Raw genomic sequence first — 13,048 nt, 5'->3', positions numbered from 1 at the left:
TTTGCCCATAGACCTAATCACTGTGATAAGTGATTGTTCATTTCATCAGGATCGCCATGAGTTTTAACCTGACCCCTGCCGCTGAAGGGCTTCGCTCGCAGCTATTTCACATTATTTTCGAGTCCGACACGCCCACTGCCAAGGGATTCGATATTGCGCTGATTGTGATGATTTTGGGCAGCGTCGCCGTCATTCTGCTCGGCAGTGTTCAGGAGGTTTCCCAGGAGTATGGCTGGCTTTTCTATTACCTGGAGTGGGGATTTACCGTGCTGTTCACGCTGGAGCTTGCGGTGCGCATCTACTGCCTTGAGCGCCCCTCGATCTACTTGAAAAGCTTTTATGGCGTGGTCGACATGATTTCCATTTTGCCCGCATGGCTGGTGCTGCTAATACCCGGCTTTCATGCGTTGGTGATCATTCGCATACTCCGCGTGCTGCGTATTTTCCGCATCCTGCGGTTAATGGAGTTCGTCGGTGAAGGGCGTTTATTAATTGATGCTTTAAAGCGCAGCGTGCGTCAGGTACTGCTGTTTTTCTGCAGTATTTTTATGGTCGTCACCATGTTTGCCGCGCTGATGTATACCATCGAGTCGCCGGAAACCGGCTTTACCAGTATTCCCATGTCGATCTACTGGGCCGTGGTCAGTGTCACCACCGTGGGCTACGGCGATATCGTGCCGGGCACCGCGCTTGGCAAGGCGATTACCGTGCTTCTCATCCTGATCGGCTACTCGATTATCGCCGTGCCTACCGGCATTTTTTCAGCCCAAGTAATCCGCTCCATCCGTGAAGACCGGTACTCTGATGAAGCGTGTCCTGGATGCGGCCACGACCGCCACGAAAAAGGCGCACGCTACTGCCTTCGCTGTGGCACTTGGCTGGATGAAAACAGTGAAGACCCGCGCAAAGAGAAACAGACTGAAGAGACGTAATCGCCTCAAGCGAAAAAGGCCACCGGTTCAGGCGGCCTTCTGCTTAATGTCTTGCTTAATTGTCTTCGAAGGGAGCCTGCCAAGCATCAAGCTCAGCGTTGCGCCAGCTGCCATAGGTCGCGTTGGGAAACACGATCCAGTCCTGCCCAAACCGTTCAGCGTTTTCATCTACCAGCCGTTTCTGCTCCTCCAGCTCAACGCCAGCAAACACGTCAGAAAAGTCGTGAAGCGTATCGCCCAGTTGCATCACCAGCGCGTACTGCTCGGCCACGACGGCCCGACGCTCGCCTTTGGGCGGCCCCAGCAGCATAACACTCTGCTCAGACACCTGGGGTAATCCTAACGCCTCCAGTGTGGCTAGCGTTGCCGACTTGTTTTCCTCATAGCGGTCAGAGACATAATAGATGGCAACGCCCTGCTCATCAGCAAATTCCAAAAAAGCTCTGGCGCCCGGAATCAGGCTCGGCTCACCTTCGCGCTCCCAGTGTTTCCACGTGTCCCAAGTCGTAAAGTCGTGACATGCCTGCATATCGCGCACCAACAACGCACTGTTATCAATAACGGTTTCATCAAGATCGGTAATGATAGCCAGCTCAGCGTCTTCACCATGGGCAGCTATCTGGTCCTTCAAGCGGTACGTTGCCAGCTCGAACCCCTGCCGCTGCAGCGCGATGACTTCGGCGGCCTGCTGCTGGTAGCGAAGCCCCATTGCGTACTCATTCATCTCACAAGCGGCGCTGTCGCTGGCCACGGCATTAACAGACACAAGTAACGCTGCCAGACTTGCGAAAGCCGAAGCAATAACGGCACTGCGATAACGGAACATCGTCATTAAGCACTCTCCATTTTTTTTATGGTGATCGGGCGGAAAGCGAGTTCCACTCAATTTATAAAAAATTATTATGAACATTTGGCGTTTTTAGCCTAATTTATTTTTATTGATCATTCAAACAATAAAAATAGAATATGACTGGTATGAAAGGTGACGTTAGATTTACATCGGGAGTGCAGATAAACAGATCGCGCCATGCCTGGCAACTGCCAGAGCATGGCGTGGGTAAGTCAGTTGGCGAAGGGAGCCGTGTCACCGCGTCCGGCACGGACAATTTTGGGCGGTAGCTCTCGCAGGTCGATGACGCTGGTGGGGTCCAAGTGGCAGGCGCCACCGTCAATAATCAGGTCCAAATGCGCTTCAAAGCGGTCACGAATTTCCTCTGGGTCGCTCATGGGAAGATCCTCCCCCACCGGAATCAGCGTAACGCTCATTAGCGGTTCGCCAAGCGCTTGCAGCAGCGCATGAGCAATCCGGTGATCAGGTACGCGTACGCCAATGGAGCGCCGTTTGGGATGCAGCAGCAGGCGCGGGACTTCTGTCGTGGCATCCAGAATGTAGGTGTACGGTCCTGGCGTATGTGCTTTCAGCAGCCGAAATACCGCATTATCTACCTTGGCGTAGGTGCCAATTTCCGAAAGGTCCGAGCACATCAGCGTAAAGTTGTGCTTGTCATCCAGCGAGCGCAGCCACTTGATCTTTTCAATAGCCTTCTTTTCGCCCAAGTGACAGCCCAACGCGTAGCCTGAGTCAGTGGGATAAGCCACCACACCGCCTTTGCGAATAATCTCGATCGCTTGATCAATCAGGCGCTTTTGTGGGTTTTCTGGGTGAATCTGGAAATATTGGCTCATTGTCTGCTCCTGCCCGTGGGCGCGTTTCAGTCCATTAGGGTGTTCGCTTTTATCAAACGCTTATTCACACCATAGCTGACGCAGCGGCTAATGGACCAGCGGGGGCATCGCGTAAATGCGCTAAGCGAGGATGCTGCCAGATAGGCGGCGCGGCCGTGCGCGGCACCATACTCATGCTGCCTGGAGCGGCGTGACTGCCGGGAAAGTGGAAGTCGCTGCCTAACGAGGCGTAAAGCCCTCGTTCGACCATTTGGCGAGCCAGGTCCCGGGTGACATCCGGATTCTGCTGGCCACTCACCAATTCAGCCGCGTCGCCACCTGCGGCCTGAAAGGTATCCATTAACTGCCCTCGCTTACGCCGGGTTAAGCCGTAGCGTAAAGGGTGGGCAATCACCGCAACGCCACCAGAGGCCACCACCCACTCGACGACTTCGCTGATTTCTGGCCAGTGAGCTTTAACATCGCCTTTTTTACCGCTGCCCAGGTAGCGTTTAAACGCAGTGGCCCAATCGGCCACAACCCCCTCGGCCACTAACGCGCGGGCAAAATCAGGTCGACCTAACGGGCGGTCACTACCTGCCTGCTCACGGGCTTTTTCCAAAGCATTTTTAAGGCCCACTTTCTCTAACCGCTCGGCGATCACTTCAGCGCGCTGAATACGCGCCTGGCGCTGCTGTTCAAGCCCTTCAATCAGCGGGCCTTGCAGGCCACCGGGCATCAGCGCCACTACGTGGATGTTGATGCCTTGCCAGCGAGTGGATAACTCACAGCCGGGCACCAGGCATAGCCCGGCTTGTATCGCCGCCTTCCCGGCCTCGTCGATGCCGTCCATGGTGTCATGGTCCGTCAACGCCATGTGGGTAAGGCCGCGCGCTGCGCACAGCGACACTAACTCCGTGGGGGTTAACGCGCCATCCGACGCCGTTGAGTGCATATGCAGGTCAGCCGTGTAGCGCTGATCGGCATCAAACACCGCAGGAAGTAACGTTGCAGGAAGTAGAGGCATGGGCATGACGTCATGTGGCGAGTTTGTCAGAATAGGGATGTCTACCACGAACAGTCATAATGTGCTGTGTTCAAAAGACCTGGTGTTCACAGCGCTGCGCGTGGGACGATTTACAAACGCTCGCCATGGTGCGCGCTTATGTGGATGCGGTCAATGCTGCATAGGGCGCTTTACTGCATGCTTTTAAGGAGTTATCCCCATGCTCTACGCCATTATTAGTGAAGATGTATCGAATAGCCTTGAACGCCGCCTGGCGGCCCGCCCGGACCACTTGGCGCGCTTGGAAGCACTACGCGATGAAGGTCGCTTGGTGCTCGCAGGCCCGCACCCCTCTGCTGATACTGAAAACCCCGGCGACGCGGGTTTTAGCGGCAGCCTGGTGGTGGCTGAATTCGACAGTCTGGAAGCCGCTCAGGGCTGGGCTGACGCCGACCCATACATCATTGCAGGTGTCTATGCCAAGGTAATTGTTAAGCCGTTCAAGAAAGTTTTGCCTTGACCGATTAGGGCGAGTGTGGAGGGTCCGCCTGCTAATTCACAGAGCCTGTGGAAAACTCTGTGCAAACCCGGCGGACGCTTTTCTCTAAGCCAGAGATAGCGCCCTGATTAACAAATTGACTACTTTTTAACCACTTCTGTCATTACGGATATCTGCGTGCCTCAACGCCTTACTGATTTACCCCCTTTAACGGCGTTAAGCGCGCCATTGCTCACCTGGAGTGACACTTCACCGCACTCGGATGATTTTGATGACGTGTATTTTTCCCGTGAGGGCGGTCTTGAAGAAACCGAGCACGTTTTTTTAAATACCAACCGCTTGCCTGAGCGATTTGCCGCTTGGAAAAACACGCGAGCCTTTGTGATCGGGGAAACCGGCTTTGGCACGGGCCTTAATATGCTGTGTGCCTGGGCCTGTTTTGAGCAGCACGCGCCCGCCGGGGCACGGCTGCATTTTTTATCCACAGAAAAATATCCTCTGGATCAGGTATCGCTTGGGCGCGCCCTACGCGCCTGGCCGTCGCTTGCCGGTTATTCACAGCTGCTTTGCGAGCTGTGGCCCTCACCGGTTAGCGGCGTACACCGCCTGCACCTGAGCGACCGCGTGACGCTGGATCTGCATTATGGCGATACCACCGAGCGGCTGGCGCTTTTAGATGGTCAGGTCGATGCCTGGTTTCTGGACGGCTTTGCGCCTTCTAAGAATCCACAAATGTGGCAGCCCGAGCTGTTTGAAGCCATGGCGGCGCGCTCTCGGCCAGGGGCCACCTTTGCCACGTTCACCTGCGCGGGCATTGTTAAGCGGGGTTTGAAAGCGGCAGGCTTTAGCTGGAAAAAAGTCCCGGGCTGTGGGCGTAAGCGCGAAATACTGGCAGGCATGATTGACACACCGCCTACCGATAAACGCCGTGAGGCAACGCCCTGGTTTACGCCGCCAGCGCCTCTTCCCACTCAGCAGGTGGCGGTTATCGGGGCGGGGATCGCCGGGTGCAGCGTGGCGGCAGCGCTTGCCAAGCGTGGCGTTAATGTGACGGTGATCGAGCGCGAAGCACCAGGCGCAGGCGGCTCGGGTAATCGCCAAGGGGCGCTTTATGTGAAGCTTGCGGCCGACACCAACTACCAAAGCCGGTTTTATCTTTCCGGCCTTTTATACAGCCAGCGCTGGCTTAATCAGCTAAAGGCTCCGACGCTTTGGCAGCCCTGCGGCGTCGTGCAACTGGCCACCAACGCGAAAGAGGCCAAGCGCCAGCAGCGTTTTTGCGAGCAGCATTCGCTTCCCAAAAGCGTGGTGTCGCCGCTTACCCAAGGGTTGAGTGAGAAAGCCGGTGTGGCCATTGAAGCCAAACACGCCCTGTTTTACCCACACGCAGGCTGGGTGCGGCCCAAAGCGTTATGTGAGCACTTACTCCAAACGCCTAATATCACGCTGAGACAGAGCGATGTTACGTCCCTTAAGCGTGAAGACAAGAGCTGGCAGCTCGCACTTTCTGATGGAAATACGATAAGTGCAGACCAGGTGGTGATTGCAAGCGCTCACTACGCCAATATGTATGCTCAGACGGCCAACCTGCCGCTCCAACAGGTGCGCGGCCAGGTCAGTGAGGTGAGGCTTCCCGCCGGCGTAAAAGGCCCGAAGCGGGTGGTATGCGCCGGTGGCTATGTGTCGCCCGCCATTGAAGGGGTGCTTACGTTTGGGGCAAGCTTCGTGCCCAACAATGCTTCTTCCGAAGTGACCGATTCCGACCACCAGCGCAATATTGACGAGCTTCGCCAAACGCTTCCAGCGCTGGTGGCAGAACTTGAAAGCGCAGGCACCCACCTGACTCCACAGGCGTTTGAAGGGCGTGCGGCGGTACGTGCAGCAAGCCCTGATAAAACGCCCTATGCAGGCCCAGTGCCCAACGCACCGGTCTGGCAGTCAGACTATGCCGTGCTGGCAAAAGATGCCTCGCGGGTGCCAAATGCCCCCGGGGAGCACTACCCAGGGTTGTGGATATCTACCGCCCACGGCTCCCGCGGGCTTTCCAGTGCGCCGTTATGCGCCGAGCTTATTGCCTCCCGGCTGCTTGACGACCCCATGCCGCTTGAGGCTCAGTTGGTCGACCATATTCATCCCGGGCGGCGTATTATCAGCGCGATTATTCGCGGTCAGTAGTCGCCCTCCTCCTCATCATCTGCCAGATCACGACCGAAGGAACGCCACTGCGTCAGGGTCATTACTTCGGTCATTTCAAGCTTTAGGTCATGGGCAATAATCAGTTCACTACGTGCCAACTGCTGTTTAAGCTCGTCGACCCACCCTTTCATCCCCGTGCCAGTATCGGTGGTGTCATAACCCTGCCGGGTAACAAACGCCTCCAGCAACGCATCGAGGGTTTCCGGCGGCAACATGCGGGCGGGTACTTCAATGAAACGGCTCATTCGCTCTGCTCCCACAGCGCAAGGCGTTCAATAAAGGTGGCTTCATCCACAACCTCTACGCCCAGCTGTTCCGCTTTGGTTAACTTACTACCGGCCGCTTCACCGGCGACCAGCGCCGTGGTCTTTTTCGAAACGCTACCCGCTACTTTGGCGCCAAGCGCCTGTAGCCGAGCCTTGCCCTCGTCACGGGTCATGCTTTCCATGGCGCCCGTCAGTACCCAGGTTTGACCTTCTAGCGGTGTAGGGCCTTGGGTAACGTCGGCTTCCTGCCAGGTGACGCCTGCCTCAATCAAGGCAGCAAGGGTCTCCTGGTTATGGGGCTGGCGGAAAAAGGTGTGCACGTGGGCCGCCACAATGGGGCCAACATCGTTGACCGCCTCAAGCGCTGCCTGTTCGGCTGCTTGAAGCGCTTGCAACGTTCCAAAATGGCTCGCCAGGTTGGCAGCGGTGGCCTCACCCACCTCGCGAATGCCCAACGCGTAGATAAACCGAGCGAGCGTCGTATGACGAGCTTTATCCAGCGCGTTGACCAGATTAATGGAAGATTTTTCTCCCATACGCGGCAAGCTCTGCCATTGCTCAACCGTCAGGTGGAACAGGTCAGCAGGTGTTTTCACCCAATCCAGCTCGACCAGCTGGTCAATCAGTTTGACGCCCAAGCCATCTACATCCAGGGCCTTGCGGCTGGAGAAGTGTTTGAGCGCTTCTTTACGCTGGGCAGCGCAGAAAAGCCCACCCGAGCAGCGCGCTACCGCTTCGCCTTCCACGCGTTCGATATCCGAACCGCACACCGGGCAGTGCTCGGGGAACACAATCGGCTGCGCATCTCTTGGGCGTTTTTCCTTATCGACACGGACCACTTGAGGAATCACATCGCCTGCGCGGCGAATAGCCACCGTATCACCAATCATGACATCCAGGCGGGTGATTTCATCGGCGTTGTGCAGCGTCGCGTTGGAAACGGTAACGCCTGCAACGCTAACGGGCTCAAGCCTTGCCACTGGTGTGATGGCCCCCGTACGGCCTACCTGAAACTCAACGTCGTTCAGCGTGGTGATCTCTTCCTGAGCGGGGTACTTAAACGCCGTTGCCCAGCGGGGAGCGCGAGCCACAAACCCAAGCTCACGCTGATAGCGCAGTGCATTCACCTTGATCACCACGCCGTCGATGTCGTAGCCCAACTGGTCGCGCTTCTCACCCAACTGCTCACAATACTCAACTACCGCTTGCGGGCCGGTCAGCACCTTTAGCTCCGCACTGGCGCGAAAGCCCAGCGTTACCAGCCGAGCCATTAGCTCGCTATGCGTAGTATCGCCCATGTCCGGTTCCAGACGCACCGACTGGTAGGCATGAAACTCCAGCGGGCGGGTAGCGGTAATCTCCGGGTTCAACTGGCGTAAACTACCGGCTGCGGCGTTACGCGGGTTGGCAAATACCTTACTGCCCTCCTCGCGTGCACGCTCGTTAAGCGCTTCAAACCCTTGGTGGCGCATGATGACTTCACCGCGCACTTCCAAAAGCGCAGGAATCTGCTTGCCCATCAGCTTTAAAGGCACCGAGCGCAGCGTACGAAGATTAGAGGTAATGCCCTCCCCAGTACGGCCATCGCCACGAGTGGCGCCACTCACCAGCACGCCCTGCTCATACACCAGCGATACCGCTGCGCCATCGAGTTTAGGCTCACAGGTAAACTCAACGTCACCTACCGCACACTCCAAGCGCTCTGCGACGCGCTCAGCAAAGGCCACGATATCATCACCGCTAAACGCGTTATCCAGCGAGAGCATAGGGATGGCGTGGGCGACCGAAGGAAAGCCATCAGCGGGGGCAGCACCGACGCGCTGGGTAGGTGAATCCGATGAGATAAGCGTGGGGTGTTCAGCTTCCAGCTGTTTTAGGCGCTGCAGCCTACGGTCATAGTCAGCGTCTGATAACGTTGGTTCATCCAATACGTAGTAACGGTAGTTGGCTTCATCAAGCTCGGCGCGCAGCTGGGTGACTTCTTCCAGCACTTGGGGGTCAGGCTGACTCATTAACGTTGGTTTCCATCGTACGGGCTAAAATCAATCACAAAAAAGACACATCCTGGAACAAAAACACCCGCCTTCTGCAAGAAGGCGGGTGTTTAACAGCAAGCGCTACTTAGTGGGCTTGCATGTGGCGATGCAGGCGGTGGCGGCGTTCAAATTCATGCACCCGCTGGCGGGCAAACTCAATGGTTTGTGCCGTCATGACGCTGCGATTTTCATCCTTCAGCTCACCGCCCATATGGCGGACTACGACCATAGCGGTTTCCACCATGGCTTCAAAGGCTGCAGAGCTGTCGACCGCTCCCGGCAAGGGCATCAGGAAGGTGATCCCTGGCGTTACAAACTCACCCATCTCTTCAATGGGGAATGTGCCGGGTTTAACAACATTAATCATTGAGAACTGAAGTTCGCTGTCGTCACTTTCTGTTTCAAAGCGGTGGAACACACCCATGGCACGGCTATAGCGTAGGCCGCACGCCATAATGAGATCCAGCAACTTGCTGCCATCGAAGCCTTCCGGGTCCCGAGAGAGCACGCTGATAACCACCACCTCATCGGCGTTGGTCAATGCTTCCTTGGCATGTTCACCTGATACATCGTGGCGCAACGCTTTTTCAAGCGTTGGGTGAGCACGTACGACGCTATCACGCGAGCCACGCACCGGCGCTTCATCGTAGGCTTCATTGTCATCGTACTGACCCGCTGATGTTTCATGCGCATAAGCAGGTTCAGGCTCGTGATAGCGTGCAGCGGCCCGTTGCGTTTCCTCAGCACTTGCAGCTGCTTCACGGGCTTCGGCCTGCTCCTGGGCAATGCGGGCTTTTTCTGCCTCGGCGGCTTCTTTTGCTTCGCGGCGCTGTTCGGCTTCAAGCGCTTTGCGCTCTGCTTTCAGCTTGGCGGCGGCTTCAGCACGCTTGGCCTTTTCAGCTTTTTTACGGGCTTTTTCCTGGCGACGCTGTATCAGGCGACGTTTAAGCGAGCGGCCCATGCCCTCAAAATCGACCAGCCGATACTCATCAACGGCATCATCATCCAACTCGTCATACTCACCGACCGTATCTTCGCGCAGTTGACGGCGTTTGGGCGCGTTCTGCCTGGTCGAGGCGGCATCCTCTGGCTCTGCACGCAGTACGGGCTCAGCGGGGCTCTCCTTATTCACCGCGACGGGCTCTTCTTTCGCAGTAACGGATTCTTCGTTGGCAGTAGATAGGGAGATAGACGGCTCTTCGGTGTGTGGCTCGCTTTGGGTTGGCACTTGCTCGGCAATAGCCGCATGCGCTTCTGGCGCTGTTTTGTCTACCGGCTGGGTGTTAACAGGACTGGCTTGTGCCGTTGGCTGGGGTTCAACCTGGCTCACTTCAGCTGGAGCGTCGCTATCCAGGAAGACGCTTGGCTCTCGGCGATCAATGTCAGCCGGGCGTGCTTTAGGCGCAGCGGCCTGGCGTTGAGGCTGTGCAGATGCTGCTGTATCCACTGCTGGAGCAGGCGCTTTACGCTTAGGGACAGCATTGGCAAAGGAGCGTCTAAATTCGGATAGCACTCTGGAAGGCCCTGGATGGTCTTGACGCTCCAACTTGGGTTTCGCGCCGACCCCACTATAGTCCGCAGGTTTAACGACGCGTGCACCACCGTTCGGTAGCTCCCAGCTAATTTCGGCTTCTTTAGCCTCATCATCCAGTTCGGTTAGCTTCGCCTCGGGAAGGTCCTTAACCGCCTGGTCCAGACGAGGGACGCGCCGCTGGCGTTGGAGTCGTCGCACACCGTCGACTACGATGAGCGACACCAACGCCAGTCCTAAAATGATTAACCATTCTCTTAGTTCCATGTCGAACATTCCATGGGTCATTTAACCGGTTGCTAAAGCGCCATACCTGAGTGAAAACCTTTCAGGTGATAAATAAATACCACTAGCATAGCGCGGTTGCTATAAATAGAGCCATTTTTTAGCGATTTTCTACGTTATGGCACAGTTTCTGAGCACAGTTCTGACATTTTTTCTAAGCAATATTGATGCTCATCGTGATCAGACTCAGTTGCTATTATTCAGGCCGTGAATCTGCTCTTTAATCCTGGTGTATATGTACTGCATCTATCTTACTTAACGTTTACTTAACCACTAAAGCGAAGCGAGCTTAATAACCAACCCATCACCACTGTATATAAAAACAGCATCAGTCTTTAATCCAGCTCAGCCACACTAGTTCAAGGTAAATCTACCATAGCATTAACCACAAGTTTATAATGATCAATATAGATAAGTTGAGCGTTTTTACACATTTTTTTATTATTTCTACTCAATTTGTTAACAGTTGTAGCAGTTATTTGCTTAACGGTTGGACAGCTTTTGCCAGAATGCGTTCGCAAAGTGACTGGCTAATACTCGTGGTCGGGTCAGATGTATTTCTAACGGTATATCCCACGAATCATTCAATGCACGCACCAACCTTCCATCGCTAATCTCTTGTTCTGAAAGGCTTTTAGGTATCCATGCCAGGCCTTTATTTTCCAATACCATGGACATCAACACCGCAGCCAAGTGGCTGGTAAAGCGAGGTGCACTTATAAAAGAAGTGGCATTTTCATTAAGCCAGTGGCTAACAACACGGCCTAATCCCGAAGCATCGGTATATCCCAGGTAAGGCAACACTTCCAGGCACTGAGAATCGCTTAACTCTTTTCCCACCAGTGGAATCAGCGAATCCTCGCCCACCTTTATACTCTCAAACTGGTCAGGCGATAACCGTGAGGGAACAGCGCAATGCCGATGGCTTAACAAGAACTGACAATCACCTTGTAACAACAACTGCTCACACGTGGACATTGTATCCGAGTGAAGACGCACGGCCTCCATGGGCGCTCCCTGCTCCAGGGCTCTTATCCAACGGGGGAAGAACGTAAATGACAGCGAGTGCGTCGCTGCAAACTGCAATGTTCGAGTCGCCTCTCCGGCAATTTGCTGTGCTTCAGCACGCAAGCGGTACAGCCGGCCAATCGCGTCAAACGCACTGGCCTGTATGTGTTTACCGGCGTCGGTGAGCGTGGTGCCCTGTGGGGTGCGAATAAACAGGCTAACGCCCATCCACTGTTCAAACGCGCGGATCCGTCGGCTGAACGCGGGCTGGGTAATATGTCGGGCATGTGCAGCGCGTACAAAACTGCCGTGCTCGGCAAGGGCGGTAAAGTCTTCTAACCAGACGAGTTCCATGGGGCAATGCCGTTTCAGCATGGGAGCACTTAGTAATAGCATTGGGCAGCCCCCCTTGTCACGCATAGGGTTAAGCACTTAACCACCAAGGAGCTTGCCATGCGTATTGTGGATATTCGCGAGAAAACCGTTTCGATTGCCTCCCCGATTGCCAACGCTTATATCGATTTTTCCAAAATGACCTGTTCGGTCGTGGCCGTCATCACTGATGTGATACGCGACGGTAAACCCGTGATTGGCTACGGTTTTAACTCCAACGGGCGCTATGGCCAGGGAGCGCTCATGCGTGACCGCTTTCTGGATAGAATCATCGAGGCCAACCCCGACACGCTAATTGACCACGCCCGCGACAACCTGGACCCGTTTGCTATCTGGGACACCCTGATGAAAAACGAAAAGCCCGGCGGGCATGGCGAGCGCTCGGTCGCGGTAGGCACGATCGACATGGCAATTTGGGATGCAGTCGCCAAAATTGAAGGAAAACCGCTCTACCAGCTGCTTGCCGAGCGTTATCGAAACGGCCAAGCCGACGATAAGGTCTGGGTGTATGCGGCTGGTGGCTACTACTACCCTGGTAAAGACCACACCAGGCTGCAGGACGAAATGCGCAGCTACCTGGCGCGTGGCTACAACGTGGTAAAAATGAAGATTGGCGGCGCACCGCTTGAGGAAGATATTCAGCGTATCGAAGCCGTGCTTGAAGTCGTTGGCGATGGCAGTCGCCTGGCAGTAGATGCTAACGGGCGCTTTGACCTGAAAACGGCAATTGCTTACGCCAAAGCGCTAAAGCCTTATAACCTCTTCTGGTACGAAGAAGCCGGTGACCCGCTGGATTACGCGCTTCAGGCGGAGCTTGCCAACCACTATGAATTGCCCATGGCGACTGGCGAAAACCTGTTCTCGCACCAGGACGCCCGCAACCTGCTACGCCATGGCGGCATGCGTGCCGACCGCGATTTCGTGCAGTTCGACTGCGCCCTCTCTTACGGGCTGGTGGAGTACATGCGCACGCTGAACGTGATGGATGAGCTTGGCTGGTCATCACGCCGCGTAGTACCCCACGGCGGCCACCAAATGTCACTGAATATCGCCGCAGGCTTGCACCTGGGCGGCAACGAATCCTATCCGGATGTCTTCCAGCCGTTTGGTGGCTTCGCTGACGGCATTCAGGTTGAAAATGGCTACGTCGGCCTGCCCGATATTCCGGGCGTAGGCTTTGAAGCCAAATCCAGGCTGTATGCAGTGATGCGAGAACTGGGCGAAGGCTAAG

Annotated in this window: 11 protein-coding genes; 4 read left to right on the top strand and 7 right to left on the bottom strand. The window is 55.5% G+C overall.

The features are described 5' to 3' along the window. Positions 1 to 56 precede the first annotated feature (56 nt). Complete coding sequence (locus CZ787_RS08105) at positions 57 to 932, top strand: ion transporter (RefSeq protein ID WP_087108006.1); 876 nt, start codon at positions 57 to 59, stop codon at positions 930 to 932. A 55-nt stretch (positions 933 to 987) separates the two neighbouring features. On the opposite strand, the gene CZ787_RS08100 is transcribed toward CZ787_RS08105, so the two are convergent. From CZ787_RS08100 to CZ787_RS08090, 3 genes are all read right to left on the bottom strand, one after another. Beyond that, on the bottom strand, positions 988 to 1,764 hold the full coding sequence (locus tag CZ787_RS08100) for a 5'-nucleotidase, lipoprotein e(P4) family (protein ID WP_087108004.1): 777 nt from the start codon (positions 1,762 to 1,764) through the stop codon (positions 988 to 990). 230 nt (positions 1,765 to 1,994) lie between these two features. After that, positions 1,995 to 2,618 (bottom strand): L-threonylcarbamoyladenylate synthase, encoded by a 624-nt coding sequence (locus CZ787_RS08095; protein WP_087108002.1) that lies wholly within the window; start codon positions 2,616 to 2,618, stop codon positions 1,995 to 1,997. 64 nt (positions 2,619 to 2,682) lie between these two features. Then, positions 2,683 to 3,624 (bottom strand): PHP domain-containing protein, encoded by a 942-nt coding sequence (locus tag CZ787_RS08090; protein ID WP_087108000.1) that lies wholly within the window; start codon positions 3,622 to 3,624, stop codon positions 2,683 to 2,685. Between the two features lie 199 nt (positions 3,625 to 3,823). Between CZ787_RS08090 and CZ787_RS08085 the strand changes: the two genes are divergently transcribed. Together CZ787_RS08085 and mnmC are read left to right on the top strand one after the other, a co-directional pair. After that, positions 3,824 to 4,123, top strand: a complete 300-nt coding sequence (locus CZ787_RS08085) for a YciI family protein (protein WP_087107998.1) — start codon at positions 3,824 to 3,826, stop codon at positions 4,121 to 4,123. A 156-nt stretch (positions 4,124 to 4,279) separates the two neighbouring features. Further along, positions 4,280 to 6,277, top strand: a complete 1,998-nt coding sequence (gene mnmC / locus CZ787_RS08080; RefSeq protein WP_087107996.1) for a bifunctional tRNA (5-methylaminomethyl-2-thiouridine)(34)-methyltransferase MnmD/FAD-dependent 5-carboxymethylaminomethyl-2-thiouridine(34) oxidoreductase MnmC — start codon at positions 4,280 to 4,282, stop codon at positions 6,275 to 6,277. Here mnmC and CZ787_RS08075 read toward each other — a convergent pair. From CZ787_RS08075 to CZ787_RS08060, 4 genes are all read right to left on the bottom strand, one after another. After that, positions 6,271 to 6,543 carry a YheU family protein gene (locus CZ787_RS08075; protein ID WP_087107994.1) on the bottom strand — a complete coding sequence of 91 codons (273 nt, stop codon included), beginning with the start codon at positions 6,541 to 6,543 and terminating at the stop codon, positions 6,271 to 6,273. The two genes, mnmC and CZ787_RS08075, sit on opposite strands and share 7 nt — an antisense overlap. After that, entirely contained in the window at positions 6,540 to 8,576 is a 2,037-nt protein-coding gene (gene ligA, locus CZ787_RS08070; protein WP_087107992.1) for an NAD-dependent DNA ligase LigA, read from the bottom strand. The genes CZ787_RS08075 and ligA overlap by 4 nt, the downstream gene beginning before the upstream one ends. Positions 8,577 to 8,685: 109 nt before the next feature. Continuing rightward, positions 8,686 to 10,398 carry a cell division protein ZipA gene (zipA, locus tag CZ787_RS08065; RefSeq protein WP_087107990.1) on the bottom strand — a complete coding sequence of 571 codons (1,713 nt, stop codon included), beginning with the start codon at positions 10,396 to 10,398 and terminating at the stop codon, positions 8,686 to 8,688. Positions 10,399 to 10,899: 501 nt separating this feature from the next. Then, positions 10,900 to 11,778: a LysR family transcriptional regulator gene (locus CZ787_RS08060; protein ID WP_087108393.1), complete on the bottom strand. Its 879-nt coding sequence runs from the start codon at positions 11,776 to 11,778 to the stop codon at positions 10,900 to 10,902. A 99-nt stretch (positions 11,779 to 11,877) separates the two neighbouring features. Here CZ787_RS08060 and CZ787_RS08055 point away from each other — a divergent pair, with 99 nt between their 5' ends. Continuing rightward, positions 11,878 to 13,047 (top strand): mandelate racemase/muconate lactonizing enzyme family protein, encoded by a 1,170-nt coding sequence (locus CZ787_RS08055; protein ID WP_087107988.1) that lies wholly within the window; start codon positions 11,878 to 11,880, stop codon positions 13,045 to 13,047. Position 13,048 lies beyond the last annotated feature (1 nt).

It is taken from the genome of Halomonas citrativorans (assembly GCF_900163645.1).
Classification (GTDB): domain Bacteria; phylum Pseudomonadota; class Gammaproteobacteria; order Pseudomonadales; family Halomonadaceae; genus Vreelandella; species Vreelandella citrativorans.
Note: the sequence above shows the minus strand (reverse complement) of the source record. Positions and strands in the feature narration are given on the sequence as shown.

Coding starts and splice junctions, on each gene's coding strand:
- CZ787_RS08105 (WP_087108006.1), top strand. CDS start 57: ATGAGTTTTAACCTGACCCCTGCCGCTGAAGGGCTTCGCTCGCAGCTA.
- CZ787_RS08100 (WP_087108004.1), bottom strand. CDS start 1,764: ATGACGATGTTCCGTTATCGCAGTGCCGTTATTGCTTCGGCTTTCGCA.
- CZ787_RS08095 (WP_087108002.1), bottom strand. CDS start 2,618: ATGAGCCAATATTTCCAGATTCACCCAGAAAACCCACAAAAGCGCCTG.
- CZ787_RS08090 (WP_087108000.1), bottom strand. CDS start 3,624: ATGCCTCTACTTCCTGCAACGTTACTTCCTGCGGTGTTTGATGCCGAT.
- CZ787_RS08085 (WP_087107998.1), top strand. CDS start 3,824: ATGCTCTACGCCATTATTAGTGAAGATGTATCGAATAGCCTTGAACGC.
- CZ787_RS08075 (WP_087107994.1), bottom strand. CDS start 6,543: ATGAGCCGTTTCATTGAAGTACCCGCCCGCATGTTGCCGCCGGAAACC.
- ligA (WP_087107992.1), bottom strand. CDS start 8,576: ATGAGTCAGCCTGACCCCCAAGTGCTGGAAGAAGTCACCCAGCTGCGC.
- zipA (WP_087107990.1), bottom strand. CDS start 10,398: ATGGAACTAAGAGAATGGTTAATCATTTTAGGACTGGCGTTGGTGTCG.
- CZ787_RS08060 (WP_087108393.1), bottom strand. CDS start 11,778: ATGGAACTCGTCTGGTTAGAAGACTTTACCGCCCTTGCCGAGCACGGC.
- CZ787_RS08055 (WP_087107988.1), top strand. CDS start 11,878: ATGCGTATTGTGGATATTCGCGAGAAAACCGTTTCGATTGCCTCCCCG.